Annotated in this window: 20 protein-coding genes; 3 read left to right on the top strand and 17 right to left on the bottom strand. The window is 49.8% G+C overall.

Annotated elements, in window-relative coordinates; translation table 11 throughout:
- Position 1: 1 nt before the first annotated feature.
- The 7 genes from smc to ACKTR5_RS00790 form a co-directional block, all read right to left on the bottom strand.
- The gene (gene smc, locus ACKTR5_RS00820) at positions 2-3,559 is read right to left on the bottom strand and encodes a chromosome segregation protein SMC (protein ID WP_407878358.1); all 3,558 of its coding nucleotides are present in this window, start codon (positions 3,557-3,559) and stop codon (positions 2-4) included.
- A 14-nt stretch (positions 3,560-3,573) separates the two neighbouring features.
- Positions 3,574-4,311, bottom strand: coding sequence for a ribonuclease III (gene rnc / locus ACKTR5_RS00815; protein ID WP_407878357.1), 738 nt, complete (start codon positions 4,309-4,311; stop codon positions 3,574-3,576).
- A gap of 71 nt (positions 4,312-4,382) precedes the next feature.
- The gene (gene acpP / locus ACKTR5_RS00810) at positions 4,383-4,634 is read right to left on the bottom strand and encodes an acyl carrier protein (protein WP_407878356.1); all 252 of its coding nucleotides are present in this window, start codon (positions 4,632-4,634) and stop codon (positions 4,383-4,385) included.
- A gap of 78 nt (positions 4,635-4,712) precedes the next feature.
- Entirely contained in the window at positions 4,713-5,741 is a 1,029-nt protein-coding gene (plsX, locus tag ACKTR5_RS00805) for a phosphate acyltransferase PlsX (RefSeq protein WP_407878355.1), read from the bottom strand.
- A gap of 50 nt (positions 5,742-5,791) precedes the next feature.
- Entirely contained in the window at positions 5,792-7,837 is a 2,046-nt protein-coding gene (recG, locus tag ACKTR5_RS00800) for an ATP-dependent DNA helicase RecG (RefSeq protein ID WP_407878353.1), read from the bottom strand.
- 221 nt (positions 7,838-8,058) lie between these two features.
- Entirely contained in the window at positions 8,059-9,714 is a 1,656-nt protein-coding gene (locus ACKTR5_RS00795) for a DAK2 domain-containing protein (protein ID WP_407878483.1), read from the bottom strand.
- A 74-nt stretch (positions 9,715-9,788) separates the two neighbouring features.
- Positions 9,789-10,151 carry an Asp23/Gls24 family envelope stress response protein gene (locus tag ACKTR5_RS00790; protein WP_407878352.1) on the bottom strand — a complete coding sequence of 121 codons (363 nt, stop codon included), beginning with the start codon at positions 10,149-10,151 and terminating at the stop codon, positions 9,789-9,791.
- A gap of 261 nt (positions 10,152-10,412) precedes the next feature.
- On the opposite strand from ACKTR5_RS00790, the gene rpmB reads away from it, so the two are divergent.
- Positions 10,413-10,598 carry a 50S ribosomal protein L28 gene (gene rpmB / locus ACKTR5_RS00785; RefSeq protein ID WP_017261785.1) on the top strand — a complete coding sequence of 62 codons (186 nt, stop codon included), beginning with the start codon at positions 10,413-10,415 and terminating at the stop codon, positions 10,596-10,598.
- Between the two features lie 130 nt (positions 10,599-10,728).
- Here the strand turns inward: rpmB and ACKTR5_RS00780 are convergent, their stop codons facing one another.
- The 8 genes from ACKTR5_RS00780 to priA are packed head-to-tail and all read right to left on the bottom strand — an operon-like array spanning position 10,729 to position 20,556.
- On the bottom strand, positions 10,729-11,451 hold the full coding sequence (locus ACKTR5_RS00780; RefSeq protein WP_407878351.1) for a thiamine diphosphokinase: 723 nt from the start codon (positions 11,449-11,451) through the stop codon (positions 10,729-10,731).
- Positions 11,452-11,456: 5 nt separating this feature from the next.
- Entirely contained in the window at positions 11,457-12,110 is a 654-nt protein-coding gene (gene rpe / locus ACKTR5_RS00775; protein ID WP_407878349.1) for a ribulose-phosphate 3-epimerase, read from the bottom strand.
- Positions 12,111-12,131: 21 nt separating this feature from the next.
- Positions 12,132-13,031 (bottom strand): ribosome small subunit-dependent GTPase A, encoded by a 900-nt coding sequence (gene rsgA, locus ACKTR5_RS00770; RefSeq protein ID WP_407878347.1) that lies wholly within the window; start codon positions 13,029-13,031, stop codon positions 12,132-12,134.
- Positions 13,032-13,041: 10 nt separating this feature from the next.
- Positions 13,042-15,024 (bottom strand): Stk1 family PASTA domain-containing Ser/Thr kinase, encoded by a 1,983-nt coding sequence (pknB, locus tag ACKTR5_RS00765; RefSeq protein ID WP_407878345.1) that lies wholly within the window; start codon positions 15,022-15,024, stop codon positions 13,042-13,044.
- On the bottom strand, positions 15,021-15,770 hold the full coding sequence (locus tag ACKTR5_RS00760; protein WP_407878343.1) for a Stp1/IreP family PP2C-type Ser/Thr phosphatase: 750 nt from the start codon (positions 15,768-15,770) through the stop codon (positions 15,021-15,023). Before ACKTR5_RS00760 ends, pknB begins: the two co-directional genes overlap by 4 nt.
- 12 nt (positions 15,771-15,782) lie before the next feature.
- A complete protein-coding gene (gene rsmB / locus ACKTR5_RS00755) occupies positions 15,783-17,147 on the bottom strand; it encodes a 16S rRNA (cytosine(967)-C(5))-methyltransferase RsmB (protein ID WP_407878341.1) in 1,365 nt (454 codons plus the stop codon).
- Positions 17,140-18,111: a methionyl-tRNA formyltransferase gene (gene fmt / locus ACKTR5_RS00750; RefSeq protein WP_407878340.1), complete on the bottom strand. Its 972-nt coding sequence runs from the start codon at positions 18,109-18,111 to the stop codon at positions 17,140-17,142. Before fmt ends, rsmB begins: the two co-directional genes overlap by 8 nt.
- Before the next feature lie 18 nt (positions 18,112-18,129).
- Complete coding sequence (gene priA, locus ACKTR5_RS00745; RefSeq protein WP_407878339.1) at positions 18,130-20,556, bottom strand: primosomal protein N'; 2,427 nt, start codon at positions 20,554-20,556, stop codon at positions 18,130-18,132.
- 256 nt (positions 20,557-20,812) lie between these two features.
- Here priA and ACKTR5_RS00740 point away from each other — a divergent pair, with 256 nt between their 5' ends.
- Positions 20,813-23,530, top strand: coding sequence for a glycoside hydrolase family 65 protein (locus tag ACKTR5_RS00740; protein ID WP_407878337.1), 2,718 nt, complete (start codon positions 20,813-20,815; stop codon positions 23,528-23,530).
- A 38-nt stretch (positions 23,531-23,568) separates the two neighbouring features.
- Positions 23,569-24,249, top strand: a complete 681-nt coding sequence (gene pgmB / locus ACKTR5_RS00735) for a beta-phosphoglucomutase (RefSeq protein WP_407878335.1) — start codon at positions 23,569-23,571, stop codon at positions 24,247-24,249.
- Between the two features lie 60 nt (positions 24,250-24,309).
- Here pgmB and ACKTR5_RS00730 read toward each other — a convergent pair whose 3' ends face one another.
- Positions 24,310-24,819, bottom strand: coding sequence for a YbhB/YbcL family Raf kinase inhibitor-like protein (locus ACKTR5_RS00730; protein WP_407878334.1), 510 nt, complete (start codon positions 24,817-24,819; stop codon positions 24,310-24,312).
- A gap of 4 nt (positions 24,820-24,823) precedes the next feature.
- Positions 24,824-25,657: a Cof-type HAD-IIB family hydrolase gene (locus ACKTR5_RS00725; protein WP_407878333.1), complete on the bottom strand. Its 834-nt coding sequence runs from the start codon at positions 25,655-25,657 to the stop codon at positions 24,824-24,826.
- Positions 25,658-25,683: the final 26 nt, after the last annotated feature.

Below are 25,683 nucleotides of genomic sequence, written 5' to 3'. Positions count from 1 at the left end.
GTTATGAAACGCTCTCGACATCATCCAGCGAGACGGAAACCATCTTTGACACCCCAGATTCCTGCATCGTCACCCCATAGAGGACGTTTGCATTCACCATCGTTCCCTTTCGGTGAGTAATCACAATAAACTGGGTGCCACCGCCGAAGTTTCTAAGGTAGCGTGCAAATCGAACAACATTGGCTTCATCAAGAGCAGCTTCTGTTTCATCCAAAATTGCGAACGGAACGGGCCGCACTGCCAAAATGGCAAATAACAGCGTGATGGCCGTTAATGACCGTTCACCACCGGATAACAAACTCATCCGCTGGAACTTTTTGCCAGGGGGCTGGGCCATGATGTCAATTCCTGTGGTCAAAATATTGGCGGGATCCGTTAAGACAAGCTCTGCCTTCCCACCACCAAACATTTCACCAAAAATCTCACTGAAGGCCACGGCAACTTCGTCAAATGCCTGCTTGAAGCGAACAGAAACCTCACCGTCCATTTCAGCCATCGTTTCTTCCAATTGCTGTTGACTGGTCAAGAGGTCCTTTCGCTGACGATCCAAGAAGTCGTATCGCTCAGAGACCCGTTCATATTCTTCAATGGCGCCGATGTTCACGTCACCAAGTTCGTCGAGCCCCAACTTAAGTAACTTCAACTGCTTCTTGATATCATCAAGATCAGCATCACTCAAATCAACCTGGGCGTCGTCAAAACTCACGTGGTAGGTCTCGCTAAGCCGTGTTAACGCACCATCTAACAGGGTTGCCAGCCGTGACTGTGTTGCCCGAAGATCATTCATTTCACGAAGGGCAGACTGCTGCAATCCCTGGGCCCGTTCTAAGTCCTGCTCTGTAGCCGCAACCATCTCAACGATGCCCGTTAATTCGGTTTCCGTTTGGGTCAAACGATCACTGGTTGTTTGTTGCTTCTTTTGAGCGTCCGCCAACTGCTCAGCCGTCGACCGTTTGTCTTTCCCCTGGGCGGTTTGTTGATCCGTCACAACGGTCAAGCGGTGTTGGTCAGCGTTTAACTGAGCGGTTTGGGCCGTCACCGTTTCTTGCAACCGGTGCTGATCGGCCTGCCGGGCCGTTACTTGCGCCGTCGCGGCAGCTAACCACTGCTGTTTTTCTTGTAGCTGAGCAGCCTTTGTACTAACATCCGCGGTCAGCGTTGTGAGTTCCACCTGTCGCGCCGCTTGTTCTGCTTTAAGGGCGTCCAGTTCGGCCGTTACTGCCGCCGTTTTTTTCTCATTGGCCGCAAGTTGGGTCTGATAGTCAGCCGCTTGATCATTCTGTTGCCGTTGCTCAAACTGACTGGCTTCCAACCGCCGTTTTGCGACAGTAATTTGTTCCGTCAATAACTGACCTTGCCCGGTAACTTGCTGGGCCTCAGCCGTCGCAGTGGCGAGTTGTTGCCGCAGTGTCTTTAACGTATCTGCCTTAGCAACCGCTGCCTTTTGAAGGGCCGCAACGTGCTGTTCTTGTTGCGTCAATTCTGCCGTCATCTTCTTAATGGCGGCGGTAAGCTCCGTTGCTTCCGTGCGTTGACTTAAAAGACCCGCTTGCTGATTCCGGTTCGCCCCACCAGTAATGGAACCACTCGCGTTCATCACCTGGCCATCCGTCGTGACGATGCGGAACCGGTGACCACCAGCTTTAGCAATTTCAATTGCGGCTGGTAAACCGGTTGCAATAACCGTGGTCCCCAGCAAGTAATCCACAACGGGACTGATTTGGGCCTCTGCCTGAACCAATTGACTCGCTAACCCAACATAACCAGGCATGGTTGCCACAGCATCAAGTTGACTTTGACTAAGTGTGCGTCCATGAATCGTGGTCAATGGCAAAAAGGTGGCCCGTCCGGCACGTTGCTTCGTTAAATAAGCAACCGCCTGCCGCGCCGTCTGCTCGTCACGAACCACTAACTGTTGAAGCTGAGCTCCCAACGCGGTTTCAACGGCCTTTGTGAGGTCCTTTGAAACCGTGATCAAGTCGGCCACTGGTCCAATGAGCCCGTCAAACTGACTTCGTTGGTTCAAGATGGCTTTGACCCCCTGGTAAAACCCAGCGTGATCGTCGCTCAAGGCGGCCAAACTTTCGGCACGTGCTTGGGCCCGCTGCTGCACGCCTAATGCGTTATACCAGTTCTTTTGCGCCTGTTCTGCATCGCTAACTAGCTTTGCATGTTCATTTGTTGCGGACTGAACTTGCTCCGTCAGTGCTTGCTGCTTTTGCTCTGCATCCGCTTGCGTTTGGGCTAACTGTTCTTGTTGTGTGAGAAGGTCGGTCACTGCCGTCTGCAGTTTTTCGGTTTGAACGTCTAACCGTGCACTTTGTTGGCCCCCACGCTCATGATTCTGGGTCAAAAAGTGGCGTTCATTATGCAGCGTTGTCAATGCCTGCATCTGCTCCACGTAATCATCCTGGAGCGTTGTGAGCCGTTTGCGTAACCGGGCCTCTTGCTGTTCAACTTTGTCAGCTGAGAGCGTCTTCACCAGCTGGTTGACTTCTGCCACCTCAGCCTGTTGCGCTGTTAACGCAGCTGTTACTGTCGCCAGTTCAGCGGTCGCCGTTTTTTGGGCCGCCTTAGCAGCCTCAATTCTAGCCGTTAATTCAGCAACCTGTTGCGCCTGAAACTCCGTCCGGGTCGCCGCGTTCGCTTGCAACCCAGAGAGTTGCTCAACTTCCTGGGTCAACCGCAGCAGTGTTGCTTGCAGCTTATCCTTTTCGGCCATCAATTCGTCACGACGCGCCTTCCGCTCACTAACCGTTTGTGACTGGTCATTGACCCGGGCTTCGGCGTCAGTCACCGCTGTCTGAACCTGCTCAACGCGCTGGTCGACCGTTTGCTTTTCAAGACGGTGATCGCGAATCTCAATCACCAACCGGGTCTGATCTAACTCATCAAACCGGCGCTTTTGCTCCAGATAATCCTTGGCCAGTGAACTTTGTTTAGCCAATGGTTCTAGCTGGTCTTCCAGCTCCGCAATGATGTCGTTGACCCGGTTCAGATAATCGCGGGTCGTTCCTAATTCCCGCTCAGCCTTATCTTTGTTTTGCTTGTATTTATAAACGCCCGCCACTTCTTCAATGATACTGCGGCGGTCTTCTGGTTTACTGTTGAAGATTTCTTCAACACGGCCCTGACTGATAATCGAAAATGATTCACGACCCAATCCGGTATCCATGAACAGTTCTAAAATGTCGCGTAACCGACAGTCCTGTCCGTTCATCAAGTACTGTGAGTCACCGTTCCGAAACAGCCGGCGCATGACCTGAACTTCGGTAAAATCACTCTTCAAATAGTGATCCGAGTTATCAAACGTAATCGCGACCTCTGCCCGATTTAACGCTTTCCGATTGGCCGATCCAGAAAAAATAACATCGGTCATCTTGGTGCCCCGCAGGTCTCTAGCGGATTGTTCCCCAAGGACCCAACGAATCGCTTCGATGATGTTACTCTTCCCACTTCCGTTCGGACCAACGATGCCGGTCATTCCAGGCATAAATTCAATTTTCGTTTTATCAGCGAAGGATTTGAACCCACTGATTTCTAACGTCTTTAGTTTCATTGATCGTCCATCCGTTATTTAGCGGTTGCGTTGTCCCCGTGGGTCACCAGTGTCTCTTGTTGGCCCCGAAGGTCAGTCAGCGCTCGTAATGCCGCTGCTTGTTCCGCATTTTTCTTTGATTTCCCTGTCCCTTCGCCGATGATTTTCCCATCAGCGGCAACAGTCATGGTGAAGTCCCGGTCGTTTTCGGGACCATCTTCTGCCTTTAAATCATAGTCGATTTTCACATCGCCATTGCGCTGTAGCCACTCTTGAAGTGCCGTTTTATAGTCAATAGCATGATCGAACCACCCAGCGTCAAGCTTTGGAAAAATGACCTTACTGATAAAGGCCACCACAGCGTCCTTCCCCTGGTCGAGGTACAGTGCCCCAATAAACGATTCAAAAATATCACAAAGTAATGACGCACGCTGGCGGGCACCCTCTTTTTCTTCACCCTTGCCTAACCGAATGTACTGATCAAAATGACATTCAAGGGCAAACTTTGAAAAACTGGCCTCCTGGACCATGGCCGCGCGTAACCGGGTCAACTTACCTTGTGGCATTTCTGGATACCGCCGATAAATGTATTCGGACACCGTCAGTTGTAAAACAGCGTCGCCCAAAAATTCAATGCGTTCGTAAAACTTGAGTCCCTGATTGGGGTGCTCATTAACATAGCTTGCTTGGGTAAACGCCTCATCCAGTAAAGCTGGGTTCTTAAAATGAATGTTAAACCGTGTCGCTAATTCTGTTTGTAATCCTGGGATCAAAATGGTCACTCCTTGTCGTGTGATTGTTATTAGTAAAGAAACCGCCTTTAACAGGCGGTTTCATTCTGGACCTACTCAGCGGTTTCCTGATGGTTATAAATGTAATCCACCACTTGGCCAATCGTACTTAATTTTTCAGCATCATCATCAGAAATCTCGGCACCAAACGTGTCTTCCAATTCCATGATAAATTCAACAAAATCGATTGAATCAGCATCCAAATCATTCCGAAGGTTCAGTTCGTTTGTAATCTTATCTTTTTCAACTTCAAATCGGTCTGCAATAATGCTAGCGATTTTATCAAAAATTTCTTGTTTAGTCATGATTTCCCTAGTTTCTCAGTAGTGTTTTACAGTCATTTAGTTTATCGTTTTCGTGCCCTAATGTCTAGGGGGCACGAGCTATTTATCGCCATCTGTTGTGGTAGCCTTGGCGGCGTCCTGTTCAAAGTACGTCACCGTTTGTTCAATCAAACCACTCGCAACAATTTGGTGGATTTGGCCCATGGTGTTGCGCACCGTTTCGGCCTTGGATGATCCGTGGGTTTTGACCACGGCCCCCTTTAATCCCAACAAGACGGCACCACCATGTTTGGAATAGTCCATCACTTGACCAACCTGATGAAACGCGTTGCGGCTCAATACATAACCCATTTTCGCTGCTGTGGAGGCCATGATTTTTGCCTTGATCAAGGACAACATTGATAGTGCAGTTCCTTCAATGGCCTTCAACGTCGCATTCCCGGTAAAACCATCCGTCACAACCACGTCAGCTGCTCCGTTGAGCAATTCACGTGACTCCACGTTTCCGATGAAGTTAATCCCTGGCATTTGTCCCAACCGTTCGTAAGCCTCCCGGTGGACCTTGTCACCCTTATCAGCTTCCGTTCCGTTGTTCAGCAACCCAACCCGTGGCTTGGTTAAGCCCATGACCGTTTGCCCGTAAAAGTTTCCTAACACGGCAAACTGTTCAAGGTTGGTCACCTTGTAATCAGCGTTAGCTCCCACATCAAGCATGGTAAAACTACCCGTGGCATCGCCGGTGACAACTGGCAGCGTGGTCGTCAACGCCGGCCGGTCAATTCCCTTGATGCGCCCGATAACAAATAACCCGGCGGCTAAAACGGCACCAGTGTTCCCGGCTGAAAAGAAGGCGTCTGCTTCACCATTCTTGACGGCGGTCGCCGCTAACACAATTGATGAATCCTTTTTCGTCCGAACCGCGCGAACCGGTTCATCTTCCATGGCAATCACAGAGCCAGCGGGGACAACCGTAATGCGCTCATTATTTGTTACCAGCGGGGTGACCTGATCTGCTAACCCATACAATTGAAACTCCATGTCAGGGTACGCATCGCGGGCAAGTTCAACACCCTTAACGATTTCAACGGGGGCGTTGTCGCCACCCATAGCATCTACAGCAATTTTCACAGTGTTTGACCTTCTCTTCCTAAACTAAGTTCATGTCATTAATTAAATGATTAATCCAAGGTTGAATGGCGTTTGAGTTGGTGCTGTTCATACCCCGCCAACTCCCGGTTTTCCGGTTGGCTCTGCCAATCAGGTGTCTCGACCAACGTCAGGGCTTCCTGTTGGGCAATCTGGAGAATGTTCAGTTGGGCAACAGGATCCCCGACCTTAAAGACAGGTACCCCCGATTGTTTAATCCCTAAAACATCACCGGATCCTCGTAATTCTAAATCTTTTTGCGCCAAAAGAAAACCATCAGTTGTCTCCGTCATGACTTGCATCCGCGCAATCCCATCTTGCGTCTTCGGATCGGCCACCAGGATACACGTGGAAGCAATTTTCCCCCGGCCAACCCGGCCCCGCAGTTGGTGCAGCTGTGCCAAACCGAACCGATCGGCATCAAAAATGAGCATGACCGTTGCATTCGGCACATCCACCCCAACTTCAATAACCGTGGTGGACACTAGAACATCGTATTCATCTGCCTTAAACGCAGCCATCACCGCGGCCTTTTCGTCATTTTTCAGACGTCCGTGGAGTAAGCCCACCCGAAAATCAGGTGCAAAATTTTCGCTCAGATGTTCGTAAATGGCCTCAGCGTTTTTAACGTCAAGGGCCTCTGATTCCTCGATCAGGGGTGTCACGACGTACGCTTGCTGACCATGTTTTAACTGCTGCCGAATAAAGTCCATGGCGGGTTCGACCTGGTTACTTCGAATCCACCGTGTGGTAATCGGTTGCCGACCAGCAGGCAGTTCGTCAATAATTGAAACGTCCATTTCCCCGTACGCCGTGATTTGTAACGTCCGCGGAATCGGGGTGGCCGTCATTGCCAACACATCTGGATGGGCACCCTTCTTTCGGAGCGCTTGCCGTTGATTAACCCCAAAGCGGTGCTGCTCGTCGATGACGATCAACCCCAAGTTATGGTACACCACGTCATCTGAGATCAGTGCATGCGTCCCAATGATCAGGTTGACCTCGCCACTCTCTAAGTGTTTGAGTGCCTCTTTGCGTGCTTTTGTCTTGGTGGACCCGGTCAGGAGCACAATGTTTACGGGGACATCCTTAAATACCTCGGCCAGGTTCTTCGCGTGTTGCTCCGCTAAGATTTCGGTGGGTGCCATTAGGGCCGCCTGATGACCTGCCGTAATGGCAGCGTACATGACGATTGCTGCCACAATGGTCTTCCCAGACCCAACATCCCCTTGTAGCAACCGGTTCATGTGGAGGGGCCGTTTCATGTCAGCACAGATTTCATTCACGACCCGTTTTTGAGCGGCCGTTAATTCAAATGGTAACGTTTCAATAAACGTCTTGAGCGCGTGATTATCGTATTCAATGCTCATGCCCGCTTCCTGATGATCCTTGACCCGCATCATTTGCAGCCGGAGTTCAAACAGGAAAAATTCTTCAAAGACGGCCGTTCGGCGCGCCAGTTTAGCCGCTTCTGGATCTTTTGGAAAGTGAAGGTCATGAATCATTGTTTGCCGGTCCAGTAACCGGTACTTGGTGATTAGTGACGCCGGCAGGATGGAATAAATCACGTCATGGTAACCTTCATACGCCTGCTTGACCAGTTGGGCGATTGTGGACTGCCGCACACTTTTATTGGTGGTGTATATCGCACCAAACGCCGCATCACCGGCACTGGTAATCACTTTCATTCCGGACAAGCTCTTGCGGGTGGCGTCCCATTTACCGTACACCGCCGTTTGTTGGCCAACCGTTAGTTGTTTAGCAAGCCAGGGTTGATTGAAAAAGGTCACAGTGACCACGTCATGACCAACTAATAAGCGAAAGTTTAACCGACTTTTCTTCCGTCCAAACCGGACTGTTGTTGGCTCCGTGGCCACCGTGCCCTTTAGGGTGATTTTTTCCCCCTCCGTGACGGTCGCCAGATCCCGAGCCTCTAAATCCTCATAACGAAACGGGTAGTTTTCTAACAAATCGCCAACCGTGACAAGGCCTAAACTTCTTAAGGCACTCGCCCTTTGCGGGCCCACACCCGTTAGGACCGTTATCGGATCTTCCAACGATTTCAATGGTTCTGACATGATCAATCACCCCCTTTTTAAGCATCAAAGTTCTCACTCCATGGTATCAAAAAGCACGTTAAAACAACAGGAACGTGCAATTTTCGTAGTTCTTACAACTATGTACCCGCGTGACCACCCGTTCACCCAATGCACGCAGGACGCCCATGAACAAAAACTGTCCATGGGCGCCGACTTGCATCACCGAAGCAGGGTTACCCGCCATTGGTCACGCGTTATTGTTATTCTACCGAAATCAAGAATGGGTAAACGGGTTGATCACCCTCATGGATTTCAACTTCAAGTTCATCATCCAGCTCCATAATCGCGTTTTCTAAGGCCGACGCATCTGCTTCAGTCGCATCCGCACCAAAGATAATCGTGACAATTTCACTGTCTTCATCCAACATAGACTGCACCATCTTGGTTGCTGCCCCCAATAAATCAGGGTCCGTCACCTTAATGTCGCCATCCACGATCCCCATGAACTCACCATTTTTAATGGTGATCCCATCTAAGGTCGTGTCACGAATGGCATGGGTCACCTGACCACTCTTAACGGTACTCAGGTTTTCTTCCATCGCTTGTTGATTTTCCGTCAGGTCCACATCAGGATTATAGGCAAGCAACGCCGTCATTCCCTGTGAAATCGTCTTACTATGAACAATGACCGTTGGAATTTCAGCCACTTCAGCGGCTTGGTCAGCAGCCATGAAAATGTTCCCGTTGTTTGGTAAAATGATGGCCCGTTTGGCACCGCTATTCTTAATGGCGTTCGCGATGTCCTCAGTACTTGGGTTCATCGTTTGACCACCACTAATAACGTTTGTGACACCAAGACTCTTGAAGAGGTCAGCGACACCATCACCAGCAGAAATCGAAATAACGGCTGTCTCAGGTGCTGCAACAGGGGCCGTCGCTGGTTTAGAAACGGCAGCTGACTCATCTTCATCTTGTTCCATAATTTCTTCCTGCTGGTGCCGCATGTTGTCCACTTTAACTTTGATTAAATCACCAAATTGTTGACCCCATGTCATCACATCACCAGGATGTTCCGTGTGAACATGAACCTTCACAATTTCATCATCGTTGATGACTAATAGTGAATCACCCAACGTTGCCAGGTAACCATAAAATTCATCGTAATCAAACTTCCGATCAACTTGTTGACCACCACCGATGCGCACCATGATTTCAGTACAGTAACCGTACTTAATGTCACTTGGGTCAAGTTCGCCCTGAACACTTCTGTGGTGTTCAGCGTTGATCATCTCATCCATCTGGGCATCATCCGGCGTGTCAATGTCATCTTCACTCGTCCGCCCGTTCAACACATCATCAAATGATTGAAAAATGAACACAAGCCCTTGGCCACCAGAATCAACAACACCAACCTGCTTCAAAACAGGCAGTAAGTCTGGCGTTGACGCCAATGCCACTTTAGCAGCGTCGTACACTGCATCCATGACCTGCACCACGTTATCTGTCTTTTCAGCTTCATCGCGGCCCGCCTTAGCAGCCTCACGAATCACCGTTAAAATTGTCCCTTCAGTGGGCTTCATTACTGCCTTATAGGCTGTTTGGGCACTCGCAGCCAATGCTTCAGCAAAGTCCTGCGCCGTTAACGTGGCCTTCCCTTCAACGCTCTTTGAAAAGCCGCGGAAAATCTGGGATGTAATGACCCCAGAATTCCCACGAGCCCCCATCAACAACCCTTTGGCTAAGGCAGCCGCTTGGTCACTAACAGCAGTTGACGTTACGTCACGTTCATACTTTGCCCCACTCGCAAAGGCAAGTGAGATGTTGGTTCCTGTATCACCATCAGGCACTGGAAAGACATTCAGTGAATTAATGAATTCTGCCTGGTTCGTTAACCGTTTTGAGGCGGCTTGAACCATCTTGCCGAATTCGAGGTTTGTGATGGCTGTTAAAGTTGCTTCCAATTCAAATTCCCCCACTTCGCTACAATCAGCTAATCCGCCAGGACCCGAACGCCCTGGACGGTTACGTTAACAGAGTTGGCTGCAATGCCAAGCATGCTGTCTAAGTTGTAACGAACCTTTTGTTGTACGTTTTTTGAAACTTCAGAAATTTTCGTGCCGTAAACCACCACGATGTAAACATCAATGGCCACGCCGTTTTCCTCTTGGCGTACAACGACGCCACGTGAATAATTATCGCGTCGCAGAATTTCATTGACGTTATCACGGATTTGGTTCTTTGACGCCATTCCAACAACACCATAGTTATCAGTGGCAGCACCACCAACGACCGTTGCGATGACATCATTGTTGATGTCAATGGTGCCATATTGCGTTTTGATTTTCACAGCCATGAAGAAGGCCTCCTCAACTTTATCAGTCAATTTACGTAAAACTACGCAATGTAATCTTCAATCATGCTATCATAAAACCACTCACGAAAAAAGGCAAATCTAACTAATTACTTCTCGCGACCACGATTAAATCAGCATTTTTGCCTGTCAAGTAAATTTCCTTGGCATTTAGATATTGCATTCATTTGGTCGCTATGGTAAATTAGTCAGGTGAGAAAAAAGTGGTTCCCTTTGGAAATCCGCTTAGAGGAGGGATGAACAATGGCTAAAGATTTTATTACTGGCAAACGGACGCATTTCGGTAACAACCGTTCCCACGCCTTAAACAGCAGCCGTCGTAGCTGGAAGGCTAACCTGCAAAAGGTTCGCATCTTAGTTGATGGCAAGCCTAAGCGTGTTTGGGTCTCAGCCCGGACGTTGAAATCAGGAAAAGTTACGCGGGTTTAATTTTTTAAACCGGCTGACGTCATCCATTTATGGGTGACGTTTTTTCTTACCCTTAATTCACAAAAAAATCGTTGTAACTGACTATTCATTAGTCAATTACAACGATTTTTTTGTTTATTGCTCGTGTTGATCACAGGTCTGCATTTAAATCATACCGTTCAGCACGATTATCTGGCTGGTCTGTGCTTTGAATCACGCACACCACCCCACTCGTAAAGGAAAAGTGCGCAGTCGTGCCCACAAACTCATTGCTAGCGTATGAAACTGGCCGTGCCACGTCAACATGATCCAGCCGATACCGTTCGTCAGCTAACGTTAAGCCAGTGACCGGCCCAAGCGTGACAAACGCCAGGTAGCGTTTATCTGCCTCTTTAGCAAGCTGATGCTCACCGGGATGGTAAAAGCGAATCGTATTCTGCCGATCCACAAAAACCAACCGTTCCGTTAACGCGGCAAACTGTGGCTCCAGGGGTAAAAAAAGGTTGGCAAGAAAATGATCAAGGCGCCCACCGGTTGCCCCGTAAATGACAATTTCTGCCGCATCATAACGGGTCATTGCCGTTTTCACGCCCAGCTGGGTGTCCGTTTCATCTTTAACGGAACTCACCTGCTTTAATTCTGGAACCTGGGATTGAACCCGCTCAAATTCAGCTTGCGTGGCAGAATCAAAATCACCAACAGCCACCCCGGGCGTAATGCCAAGGTCAAGTAAGCGAACTGCCCCACGGTCAACCCCGATCCACGGCCCAGAAATCTGCCCGGTCACCAATGATTGCGGCCAGTCGCTTGTTGGACCACCAACCAGGATGTTGACCCGGGGCACACGCAACCGCTCATCCATGATTGATTTCATGTGGCTTAACGCGTGGCGTTATGAATGGAAGCAATCGCATCAGCTGGGTTGTCAGCACCGTAAACAAAGGAACCAGCAACGGCCACCGTTGCACCGGCGTTATAGCAATCAACAACAGTCTTGTCGTTGACCCCACCATCAATTTCGATGTCAAAGTCATACCCTTTGGCTTGCTTTAAGTCATTCAGTAATTGAATCTTTTCAACCATTTCGTGCAGGAACTTTTGGCCCCCAAAACCAGGGTTAACTGTCATAACCAACACTTGGTCAACAAATGGTAATAGTGGTTCAATTTGGCTAACTGGTGTGCCTGGGTTAATCACAACTTCTGCCTTAACGCCGGCATTTCGAATCATTTGGAGCGCCCGGTGAATGTGTTCTGTTGCTTCAACATGAACACCGATCAAATCAGCACCAGCCTTGGCAAATTGTTCAATGTAGCGTTCAGGCTTTTCAACCATCAAATGAACATCCAAGAAGAGGTTCGTAATTGGCCGAATGGCTGCTAACGTTGTCCATCCAAACGAAATGTTAGGAACGAACATTCCGTCCATAACGTCCACGTGCAACAAGTCAGCACCGCTCTTTTCAATCATCTTAATGTCACGTTCAAAGTTCACAAAATCTGCACTTAAAATTGATGGGGCTACCTTAATCATAAAATTCTCCTCCACAAGAGCTTATTTTTTGTTTTTATCATAACGCGGTTTTTGATACACAATCAACTGTTGAAATTGTAAATAATCGTCGTAACGGCTCGCCATGATGGTCCCTGCGGCCACGGCGTCCTTTACCGCACACCCCGGTTCATTGATGTGTTGGCATCCCCGGAACCGGCAAGATGGCGCTAAGGTCGCCATTTCTGGAAAGTATGCGCCAAGATCACGGGCGTCCATCCCGAAGTCTTCATAAGAAGAAAATCCAGGCGTGTCCGCCACCAATCCACCACCAACTGCAAGAAGCCCAACCTTTCTGGTCGTATGCTTCCCACGGTTAAGGACTTGCGAAATTTCTCCGGTCGCTAAGTTAAGTTCCGGCGCCAAGTGGTTTAAAAGCGTCGATTTCCCGGCCCCGGTTTGACCCATAAACACCGTCAGTTGATCCTTAAATAACGCCAATAAATCAGCAAGCGCCTGTGATTCAAACGCATCCTTAACCAAAAAGACGTCATACCCCACCGCCCGGTAACCAGTCGCAACTGTTTCCAGATGTGCAAACTGCTCGTCACTCACTAGATCCGTTTTGGTGAAATAAATGATCGGTTTGATGTTTTGGCTCTCTAGCGCAACCAACTGGCGATCCAGTAAATTAGCGGAAAACGTTGGCTCAACCACCGCCGTAACCACAACGCCCTGATCCACGTTACTGACCGGTGGCCGAACAAGCGCATTGCGACGGTCATCAATACTCAAAATGTACCCGTCTTGATCACCCTCGACACTAAATTCAACGAAGTCGCCGACCATCGGGCTGATCTTTCGTTTCCGAAAGTTTCCCCGTGCTCTGGTTCGGTAGAGGTCGCCATTTGCCGTCTGAACATCATAAAAGCCTGCTAGTAATTGATGTATTTGCCCGTGCATAACTCACCTCCTAATTTCCGGATACGTTGTTATTGGTCATGATGGTCTTCCCGTCACGAACCACCGTGTAACGACCGCTCTTGCCGTGGGCCAATGTAAATGGCAGCGTCACGGTTGTATCCTTTGTAATCTGTAATTCTTGATAAACATCACTGATCTTTTTGTCGTGATCTTCAATGTAAATTTTAACATCGTTTTCGGCCGGACTGCTGCTCGAGGAACTGCTGTTACTGCTACCACTATCCGAATTTGATGATGAATCAGGCGCCTTATACGGAATGGTTATCGTCGCTTGCGTGGTCGACAACGCCGGTCCATTACTGATGACCACGGCAAACGCCGCCCCAGCAAGGACCTTTGTTCCGCTAATTGGTGACTGACTAATGACCTTGTTTTCGTCAACGCTATCCGAATTTTGGGTACTAAACGAAACGCTGAGGTCGTGGTCGTCGGCCCAGTCCTGCACGTCATTCTTTGATTTACCAGCGAAGTCTGGCATTTTAACCGTCTTCACGGTGACCTGCTTCACCCCAGAACTCACCGTCAGTGTAATGGTTGAATCCTTTTTAACTGCTTTGCCTGGCAGGATGTCTTGTTCCATCACAACGCCCTTTGCCACTGTCGATGACGCCGTCGTTTCCTTCTTAACGTTTAGTCCTTGCTTAATCAATTTACGACGGGCCGTACTGTAATCCTCACCGGTGTAATCATCCACGCTCACTTTTTTAACGCCTGAACTGACCACAAGATCAATCTTGGCATTGGCTTTCACCTGGCGACCAATTTTCGGTGTCGTCTTAATGACCTTCCCGCTGGCCATGGTGTCACTCGTTTGCTTTGTCGTTTTACCAATCGTGAGGTTACTATTTTTTAACGTTGTTTCAGCGCGGCTAGTCGACATTCCGGCCACGTTTGGGACCGTTGCCTGGTTAGGCTGGAACCACAACCAGGCTAAGAGGATGACAAGAAGCGCACAGATAATGCCAGCGATCCACCAACCAATTCGCTTTCGCTTTTTGGTTGGTGCTTTTTCGGTCACCGTTGGCACAGGACCGGTTTCTTGTGTTGTGCTTCGTTCCATCTGTTGTGCGGCCGCCTTGATGTCCTTAATGGGAATCACCTTGGTTGCCCCATCCGTCACGATTGGCTCAAACCGCCGTTCACCACTTCGTTCAGGTGATAGTGCTGTCGAAAGGTCGGCCGCCATTGCTTCAACAGAAGCATACCGCGCTGCCGGATCCTTAGCTGTCGCCTGTAACACCACGTTTTCTAGCGCCTGGGGAATCCGGTCATCAAAGTCACGAACGGACGGCATTTCGCTTTGTGAATGTTTCAATGCAACGGACACCGCCGTTTCACCCTCAAACGGAACACTCCCCGTCAAGAGCTCGTACAGGATGATTCCCAACGCATACAGGTCACTTTTCTTTGTCGCCATGCCACCACGCGCTTGTTCCGGTGACAGATAATGCACAGAGCCCAGCACCGTGTTGGTCTGGGTCATGGACGACTCATTACTAATGACCGCAATTCCAAAGTCAGAGATTTTCACAAGGCCCTGATCGTTAACCAAGACGTTTTGCGGTTTCAAATCACGATGAATAATGTCGTGACTATGTGCAACGGCCACCGCGTCTAAAATTTGTTCCATTAAATCAACAACCGTGGGATACGGAATGGGAAAGTGGGCCCGAATGTAAGTCTTTAGATCCATTCCTGGCACGTATTCCATAACAAGGTATTGCATACCATTTTCTTCACCCACGTCGTACACGCTCACAATGTGGGGCGAAACAAGTTCACTAGCCGCCATCGCTTCACGCTGGAAACGCCGAACCGTTGCCGGATCATCGCGAAGGTCTAACCGTAATAGTTTCACGGACACGTCCCGATCCAAAATCAGGTCGTGTGCGAGGTACACATCTGCCATTCCACCTTCACCAAGTGGTTTGATGATTCGGTAGCGACCCGCAACCGTGTAATTAGGTCTCATGATGTTGACACCTCACGATCTGCTGCCATCAGCAGCACGGTGATATTATCCCGACCACCGGCTTCATTGGCCAGGTTGACCAATGTTTGACACTTTTCTTGTAACGTTGGTGTCGTAGCTGTCAACACTTCATGGATCTTGTCATCGGGAACCATGTTGGTCAACCCATCAGAACACAACATCACAAGATCACCAGGTAACGCATGATACAAGTTAATGTCGATGTCAGCTTCGTCATTAATCCCCAACGTTCTTGTAATGATATTTTTATCGGGATGCCGTTGTGCATCCTCAATGCTCAATTGCCCCATTTTAACCAACTCATTCACCAAAGAATGATCCTCAGTGAGCTGATCCAGCTTGCCATTTCGCAGCAAATATCCGCGGGAATCACCAATGTTTGCCAACAAGAATTGTTCATCAAAGATGATGGCGGCCACAATGGTGGTCCCCATCCCGTTCAAATCACGGTATTGCTGCGCTTTTGCAACAATCGTGTCATTTTCCTGTTGTGCCTCACTGGACAGCCACTTGGCCGCAGTGCCTGGATCCGTAAAACGGGTCTCTTCAAACCGGCTCCCCATGTGAGAAACGGCCATTGACGAGGCCACGTCCCCACCCTGGTGACCACCGATCCCGTCTGCAACCATTGCAAAATCAAGACCCGCAAGGTTTTTAAACGTCCCAACAAAATCCTGGTTGTTATCACGGCGTCGACCGACATCCGTTAAGTAAGCTACTTGCATATCTTAATCACCCTAATTGTGCGCCTCACGCCGTCTAAACGCACTCACAAAAAAGCCGTCCGAACCAAAATCATCGGGATAGATCGTCAACCACGGGGTCGTCCGATCGGCCTTTAAGTTCCGGGTAGTTTGGACCATTACTGGTTCAAATTCCGGATGTGCTGCGATAAACGCCGCTGCCACATCATCATTTTCCTGCTTCAAAATTGTGCAGGTGCTGTAAGCTATTATACCGGTTTTCTTTACGAGTGGTGCAACTGCATCAAGAATTCCCAGCTGAATTTTCTGAAGTGCGGCACTATCCGTTAACGTTTTTGCGTAACGAATTTCTGGCTTCCGGCGAAGAAGCCCCAGCCCTGAACAGGGGGCGTCCACCAGGATCTTATCAAACGTTTCTGGTGCAAACTGATCACCCGCCTGGTTGGCATCCAGTTGAACCGCACTGACCCGGTCGCCGACGTGCATCCGGCGCGCATTTGCTTTGATCAACGCAACCTTATGCGCGTAAAGATCAAGTGCCGTCACGTGACCCGTACCGGTTAATGCTTCGGCAATTTGGGTAGTCTTTCCGCCAGGTGCTGCACAGGCGTCTAATACCTGATCGTCTGGCATTAAGGCTAACGCTTCCACAGGGAGCATCGCACTTTCATCCTGAATGGTGATGGCCCCGTCACGAAATGCTTGCGATGAAGCCGGATGACCACCTGTAATGCGCAGTCCAGCCGCACTGACTGGACTATCTACATAGGTCAAACCTGCTGTTGTCAACGCTTCAAGAACGGCGTCACGCTGACCAAACGCCGCGTTCACCCGGACTGATTGCACAGCTGGTTCGTTAATACTTGCTAAAATTTGGTGCGCTTTTTCGTCGCCAAGTTCTTTCCGTAACCGTTGCACCCATGGCATTGGAACACTATACGTGATGCTGGTCCGTGTCAACGGATCCTTAATCGCGGCTGGATCGGCAATTCCATCACGCGCAATCGCATGCAGAACACCCGTCACAAACCGGCGAATGCCTTCGTGACCGCGGAGCTTTGCGATGTTGATCGTTTCGTCAAAGATGGCCCGCTTTGGCACCTTGTCCAAATACTGCATTTGAAATAACGCAGTCCGCAGCAACACCAAGACCCACGGTTTCACCCGGTCGGCCCGTTTCAAAAACGGTTTTAACCAGTAATCCAGTAACAATTGGTGTTGCAAAACGCCGTACACGATGGTTGTGGCTAACCCAGCGTCCCGGTCCGTTAGTTTGGCATCATTGATTGCCGAATTCAGGGCCAAGTTTGAGTAACCACCGTTGGCAACGCTTGTCAGCACATCCACGGCTAATAACCGGGGGTTCGTCACCGGCGTCGCTTGTTCTTTACTAGGCATTCATTGATCCTCCATCAGGTAATGTGACAACCGCATTGCCAACTGCCAGTTGGTCTGCCACCCCGTTTAAAAAGTCAGTAATGGCCATTTGGGGATGACCTGCTGGTTGAAGTCGGTTGATTCGGATCACCGTGCCGGCACCGGCCGCTAAGTCCAGCTCGTGTTTGGTCCGGTTCACAACCGTCCCGGGGGCTTGATTGGTCTGCTGATCCGTCAAAACGGTTACGTCCCAGATTTTCGTCCGAACGCCGTTTAGAATCATGTACGCCGTTGGAAACGGCCGCAATCCCCGCACTTGCCAATCGATTTCTGCGGCTGTATGTCGAAAATCAATCGCTTCCTGGGCCCGGCTAATGTTTGGTGAAAAGCTAACATATGCCTCATCCTGAACCGTTCCCGTAACTGGTCCCGCAATTAGGTCAGGCAGTGTCTTCAGCAGGAGGTCCCGCCCCACGAGGCTTAGTTTGTCAAACATCGTCCCCACGTCATCATGGTCACCAATTGCCACCCGTTCTTGAGCGATGACGTTACCAGCATCCATCTGCCGAATCATGTACATAATCGACACACCGGTTTCTGCATCACCATTCATAATTGCATAATGAACCGGTGCACCACCACGGTACAGTGGTAATAATGATGCGTGCACATTGACTGCGCCCAACCGTGCAGCCTTCAATAGCTTAGTTGGCAAAAATTGGCCAAAGGCAGCCGTGACAATGAAGTCTGGTGCTAAATCGATCACCCGCTGCATTTCTGGTGACTTGCTGACCCGTTCCGGTTGAAGGACTTCAATGTTGTGGGCTAACGCCACCTGTTTAACGGGTGATGGCGTCAGGACGTGCTTTCTCCCCACTGGTCGATCAGGCTGGGTCATCACCGCAACCACGTCGTAGTCCTTAATGAGTGCTTCTAAAATTGGCGTTGAAAACGCCGGGGTTCCCATAAAAACAATTTTTGTCATCGTTAACTTTCCTCATCTTTAAATAAAACTTTGGGGTTCCATATCAATCGTAATTTGTAACCCGTGCCGTTGTTCACGCTGTGCGTCATCCAGGATCTGTGCCAGGACCTGTTGAAGTCCTGGTTCCCGTTTATACTTCAGCACAATTTGATAGTAATACCGGTTATTCACCCGGGCAATGGAACGGGGCGTTGGGCCTAAGATAATTGTCTCTGGCGCTAACTGCTTGGCCAACTGTTCATGAAGCGCAAACATCTTCTTGGCAGCAACATTTTCATCCTGATCACTGGCAGTAATGAGCACGGTATAAAAATACGGCGGGTAATTGCCCATGTGCCGAATTCCCATCTCAACCCGGAAAAACCGTTCGTAGTCTTGTGACTTCGCCAACTGAATGGCGTAGTGGTCCGGATTAAACGTTTGAATCAAGACCTCACCTGGTTTATCTGCCCGGCCGGCCCGACCACTAACCTGTGTGAGCAATTGAAAGGTGCGTTCACTCGCACGAAAATCTGGGAGGCCTAATGCAGTATCCGCATTTAGAACGCCCACCAGGGTCACATCAGGATAATCCAGACCCTTGGCAATCATTTGCGTGCCCAGTAAAATATCCGCTTCATGGTTGCCGAACGCCGTTAGCAGCATTTCATGCATGCCCTTTCGGCGGGTCGTATCCACATCCATCCGGATGATCCGGGCGTCTGGCAACAGCGTGGTTAGCTCTGCGGCCACCTTTTCTGTCCCGGAGCCGTAGTAACTGATCCGGTGACTATGACAGTTTGGACAAATCCGTGGAATCGCTTCTTCGTGGCCACAATAGTGACATTTCATCGCGTGGGTATCCATATGAAGGACCAGCGAAATGTCACAGTTTGGACATTTCAACACAAAACCACAGTCACGACACATAACAAAGGAAGAAAAACCGCGGCGATTCAACATCAGGACGCTCTGCTCCCCCCGCTCTAACCGCTGTTTCAATGCGGCTAACATCTGAGTGGAAAAGTTACTTTCCGTGTGGGCTTTGAGCTGATCACGCATATCAATAATTTGCGTTGATGGTAAGGGCTGGTGGTTGATCCGTTCCGGTAGAACAAGCTGCTCGTAGACACCCCGTTCGGCGCGGGCGCGACTTTCTAGCGAGGGCGTCGCGGATCCTAACACTAACGGCGCGTTATGAAACTGCGCCCGCCATGCCAAAACATCCCGTGCGTGGTACCTGGGATTGTCATCCTGCTTATAGCTTGTTTCATGCTCTTCATCCATGATGATCAGCCCGAGATTAGTCAGCGGAGCAAAGGCCGCCGACCGCGCGCCGACCACCACCGTGGCTTCGTGCCGCTCGATTCGGCGCCATTCATCGTACTTTTCACCCTTACTCAATCCACTGTGTAAGACTGCCACCTGTTGACCAAACCGACCGCGAACCCGGTTGACCATCTGCGGCGTTAGGGCAATTTCTGGGACCAGCATCAGCGCCGTTTTCCCCTGTTTCAGGGCCGCTGCGATGCTTTGCAAATACACTTCTGTTTTCCCGGAGCCAGTCACACCCTCCAGTAAAAATGTCGTTGGTTTGGCGGCCGTTACCGCAGTGGTTATGGCCGTCACGGCTGTTTGTTGCGCTGGCTGCAATGTTAACGGACTGGTTGGTGGCACCGTTTTTGCCGCGTATGGTTCCCGGTAAACTTCCCGTTCTGTAAACGTTGCCCAGCCCTTCTTCACGGCAGCCGTAAAGTCCGCCCGGCTTAACCGTTCATCCTGAAGTAATTCGTGCAGTGCCTGTGGCGTTTGACAATCCCGTAGCCGTTCTAAAACCCGCTGTTGCTTCAGGGCGTTCGCGCGCGTTTGGGCTAATTGTTCATTAATCTGGGCTGGCGTTAACGTACTGACCACCCACGTGGCCGTTTTAACCTTGGCCTTATTTTCGACCTGGTAATCGGCGTGAAGGACCCCCTGCCGTTGCAATTGGGCCAGTTGATCGATCACTTCCGGGGTCAATGACGCTTCTGTAAAGTCCAACCGACCTTGATCATCGAATAAACCGGCAAGCGTCGGTTCACTGATCTCGCCATCCACCACCAGTAGTTTATGATTCTTGGTCTTCAAGGCGGCTGGTAGCATGGTTTGGAGCGTCGAAATTCGAAACGCAAACGTTTTTTGCGCAAGCCAATCGCTTAACTGCATCAATTCGGCGTTTAAAACAGGTGCGAGATCCAAGAGCTTTGCAAGTGGTTTTAGTGGTCCACCAAATGACTCATCCTGGTCAACGGTGGACTGAACCCCAACGACCATGCCGCCGACTTCACGACCACCCTTTCCGAACGGCACTGACACCCGCATGCCTGGTTCAACCGCATCAACCAGTGTTTCTGGGACCAAATACGTGTACGGGCGGTTTGTTTGCATCGTGGGGACATCCACAATAACTTCTGCAATGGTTGCCATTCGTTAAGCTCCTTTCATACCACAGTACTTGTGGCGGTTACGATTAAAAACGTCTCTTCATTATATAGACTATCTCATTAATTGTACCAGACCTGGCAAGGCCTGTCGGCTTAGAAGCCGTTTCTAATGTTCAATTTACCTAACAAACGTTTTTTTGACGAATTTAAGGCGTTAAGGTTGAGAACTTGGCCCATAAAAATTACGATAATAGATGAATGCTTTCAGAATCATCACTTTTTTGGGGAGGTAAGTCATTATGCGTACGTTTTCCGTCCGCGTCTTAGATGACGCGTTTGAACTTTCGTATGAACCAAATTCGAAGACCAATTCAACCAAGACAATCACGATTGTTTGTGATCCAGATGTGCCAATTGGTGAAAATTTGGAGAAGATTCGTGAAAAGCTGGCCGGGATTGATTTTGACGCGGCCATCATTGAAAATCCACTCACCTATGATTTTTCCGACACCATTATTGCGGTCAACCACCAACGAATCGATCTTGGTCTGGCCCTATCAAACATGCTTAACATTCCGGTTGTTAGCCATGAAACGGCCGACCGTGACGGTCTTTTAGAAGCCATTGAGCACAAACGGCAGTATAATCAGTGGCACCTTGATTATTACGGCGAATACGCGTCAAAACGAAACTACGGGCAAGAAGCCATGCTAACGATTGGTAACGGTTTTTACGGCCTTCGGGGCGCCTACCTAGCCGCTAACGCCGACGCGGATAACTACCCGGGAACCTACGTTGCTGGGTTGTACAATCAGTTAACAACGACCATTAACGGCCATGACGTCGTTAATGAAGATCTTGTTAACCTGCCAAACGCGCAATACCTGTCGTTTAGCATTGATCATCAAGATCCGTTTACCATCAAAAAAGAAAACATTGCGGACATTTACCGCTCACTTGATTTACATACAGGTGTCCTAACCACCACCATGCTCGTGTCACTTCCCACCGGTCATTCACTGAAGCTTTGTGAACAGCGGGTCGCTGACATGAACGAGTGGCACCGGTTTGCCATCCACTACGAGGTCACACCGCTTAACTTTGAGGGCGATGTGACCATCTTCTCCCGCATTGATGGGAGCGTGACGAATGCCAACGTTGAACGGTACCAAGCCTTTGCAAACCGTCACTTTGACGTCACTGAAACAACCATTAATGGGCGAACGGCCATTCTTGGTGGTGAAACAAAGACCTCGAACATCGCGTTTGCCATTGGTTCACAACTGACCAGTCAAGAGTTAACGCCAACCACCCGCATGACCGAAAGTGTCGATAACGATGTGGTGGAACAAAGCTTTTCGTTTAAGGCTCAAAGTGAAACGACCTACGTGGTCGAAAAGCTCATCGCCATCAACACCACCTTAGAGACCGCCACCGATTTGAATGACGCGGTCACAAAGGAACTTGCCACCGTTTCGTTCAGTGACATCGTTACCAGTAATGCTGCCTTCTGGGAGAAAACGTGGGCTGATAGCGACGTTCAGATCGACGGCGACCTGACCGCCCAAAAACTGACACGGGTCAACATTTACCACCTCTTTGTCTCTGCGTCACCAATCAGTAACCCCCACCTTGACGCCTCCGTTGGTGCCCGCGGTCTCCACGGTGAAGCTTACCGGGGCCACGTCTTCTGGGACGAACTGTACATTCTGCCGTTTTACACGTTGCACACGCCGGACCTCACCAAGCAATTACTCCTCTACCGCTATCACAGACTTGCGGCGGCGAAAGAAAGTGCTACGGCCGAGGGCTACGCTGGCGCCATGTACCCCTGGCAGTCTGCCCAAACTGGTGATGAACAATCACAGCTGGTTCACTTCAATCCAGATAGCGGTAAGTTCGATCCCGATAACAGCCGCTTGCAACGCCACGTTTCTCTAGCCATTGCTTACAACGTTTGGCTTTACGTCCACACCACGGATGACCAGGCATTTATGGAGCAATACGGCTTAGAAATGCTACTGGAAATCGCGCACTTCTGGTCTAGTAAAGCCGTTAAAAACCCGGCAACCGATCGCTACGACATTCGAAACGTGATGGGCCCCGATGAATTTCATGAGGATTATCCTAACGCTGATGAGCCCGGCCTAACAAACAACGCTTACACCAATATCATGGTCAGCTGGCTGTTTACCACCCTGGCGAACATCAAAAAAACGGTCAAACCAGCAATCTGGACGGCTATTTTAGCCAAGACTGGCCTTAGTGACGCCGATATCGACCGGTTCAATGACGTTGCTCATCATTTAAGCCTCGACATTAACCGCGATGGCATCATTGGTCAATTTGAGGGGTACTTCAAACTACCGACCCTTGATTTTGACAAGTACCAAAAGAAATACGGCAACATTTCCCGAATCGACCGGTTATTAAAGGCCGAGGGTAAATCACCAGATTCCTACCAGGTCGCTAAGCAAGCTGATGCCCTGATGGCGTTTTATAACCTCAGCTTTGGGACCATCACCAACGTCCTAACGACCCTTGGCTATAAATTACCAAAGCACTACCTCACCCGAAACATCGAGTATTACCTTGCCCGGACAACGCACGGCTCCACCTTGTCACGAATCGTGTACTCTCAACTGAGTTTGATCGACAACAACATGGATCAGTCGTTTGCGTTTTTCAACACGGCGCTTCGTTCAGATTATTACGACATTCAGGGTGGAACCACTGCTGAAGGGATCCACTTAGGTGTTATGGGGGCCGTGTTAATGCTCGAATGCCGGAACTACGGCGGGGTCAGTGAATTTGAAAACCAACTTAGTGTTAATCCTCACCTTCCGGAATCATGGCACCGGCTGGCTTTCCACGAACGGTTCAAGGGTGTCCGCTACGGCTTTACTTTCACCCATGATCAAATCACGATCACCGTTGATAAACCAGCAACGCTAACGGTTAATGGCACTGAGCATGCTGTGGTTCCAGACACGCCACTAGTGCTTTCAAACAAGTAATCAGTCACTTATTCAATTATTTTAGGAGGCAATTTTTTATGACCGCATTTGCAGATTTAAAGGGGTTCATTTTTGATTTAGATGGTGTCATCACCGGGACTGCCAAGTACCACGGCCAAGCCTGGCACCAGTTGGCCGATGAACTGGGCGTTACGTGGACCACGGAACTAGCGAATGGCCTTAAAGGCGTCTCACGGATGGACTCCTTGGAAATGATTTTAGCCGCTGGTGGCAAGGAAAATGACTACACGCCAGAAGAAAAGGTTGCCTACGCCACCAAGAAAAACGATAACTACCTTGAATTGATCAAAAACATGACCCCCGCCGATGTCTTCCCTGGCATCAAAGAATTCTTGGATGATTTGTTAGCGCATGGTTACCAAATTTCGCTGGCCTCTGCCTCTAAGAACGCGCCCGTTATCTTGGACCACATCGGTCTTGCCGATTACTTCAAAAAGATCGTTGATCCCGCAACCCTGACGAAGGGGAAACCAGATCCCGAAATCTACACCCGGGGAGCTGAAATCTTAGCTCTGGATCCGCGCGTCTGTGCTGGTGTTGAAGATGCCGCAGCCGGTGTTGCCAGCATCAATGGTGCCCATGAAACATCCATCGGGATCGGTGACCGCGATGAACTCAGCGAAGCTGACGTCCTTTTCGCCGACACAAGTACCCTTACACTAGCAAACATCGAAGCACAAATGGATGCGAACGCTTAAGCTTTAATGACACCAAACAAAAAGACCAATCACAGTGATTGGTCTTTTTGTTTGGTGTCATTATGGTTTAGCTAAGAACGTGGCCGTTGCGTAACCCACCACATGGCCGTCAATGGCACGGCGGAACTCGTTTAACCAGTACCCTTCCGTCAGCGGTAACGTGGTGTCCAGTGCGTAACCAGTCACGAGGTATTCATGCGGACCGTTTGGTGGCATCGGCCCAACGTAGCGCTGGGTCGTTAGCGGATCAGTGGCGTGCACCACTCGACCAGCAGTACTGTTGCGCCCTTGAATAAACTGACCATCCGCATGTCGACTGGCATCTGCCGGCACACTCAACTGATCAGCCGGTAAGTTTGCGCCCAGCCAGTGGATGTACGCAAAGCCAGACACCGGCACCGCGTCAAAATCAATTAATGTCCATGCCAGTGTTTTGGCATCTTCCGGCACATCACTAAACGTCATCGGAATTGAAACAGCTGGCCAGCCAGCGTAACGATCCGCCGGTTGTGCCTGGTTCCCGTGGTGCTCGTCAATAAACCCGTTTTCAGTGGGAATTGTTAATTTCATGCAACTACTCTCCCTCAGCCATTTTCAGTGAAGCCCCCGTAGTGGCCTGGTTAGCAACTTCGGGCGCCGCAATCAGGTGGTAATGCCGCAAGCCATTAACAATGCCATCCGTCGTGTTCGTTGTGGTGATGTAATCGGCCACGGCCTTATCCCGTGGGTGCCCGTTGCCCATCACAATTGCGGTATCAACACCAGCAAACATCTCCAGGTCATTCAGTTGGTCACCAAACGCATAGGTGGGTACGCCCACTAGCCCGGCTTCCTTTAGCAAGCGTTCCAAACCACTTCGTTTGGTAATGCCGCTATTCATGGTGTCTAAACATACCCGGTTATTACGAACCAACGCTAACTGACCAGCAAACTGGGCATTGTACAGATCTTCCTTATCGTGGTTAAACACATTCATAAAGTTGATTGCCCGGGTCTTGTAGTAATCTGGATCAACCGTGACAGCCAACCGCAATGCCTGATAGTTGCGCACAACGTCTGGTGTCGAACCCGTAACGGCGAACCCTTCATTGTTATAGTACGCCACCACGTCGCCTTGCTTTTGTGCAAAGGCTGTGAATTCAGCAATCAGTGCTGGGTCGATGGTCTCCTGAAACAGCTTTTGACCCTGGTATTGGACATAAGACCCGTTGGCGCTCACGACAGAATCAATGCCCGTTTGGTCCAAGACATCCTGAATTTCAAAAATATTCCGTCCCGTGGCAATGACTGGCAAAATGTCATTTTCCTGCATTTCCTTAATGGCTGCGATGCTTTCAGGTAGCACCCGCTTATCGTCATCAAATAACGTACCATCAAGATCAAAGAATACAACTGCTTTTGTTTCCATATCCTCAGCTCCTTCACGATTGACTA

The organism is Furfurilactobacillus entadae (assembly GCF_045862745.1).
GTDB lineage: Bacteria > Bacillota > Bacilli > Lactobacillales > Lactobacillaceae > Furfurilactobacillus > Furfurilactobacillus entadae.
Note: the sequence above shows the minus strand (reverse complement) of the source record. Positions and strands in the feature narration are given on the sequence as shown.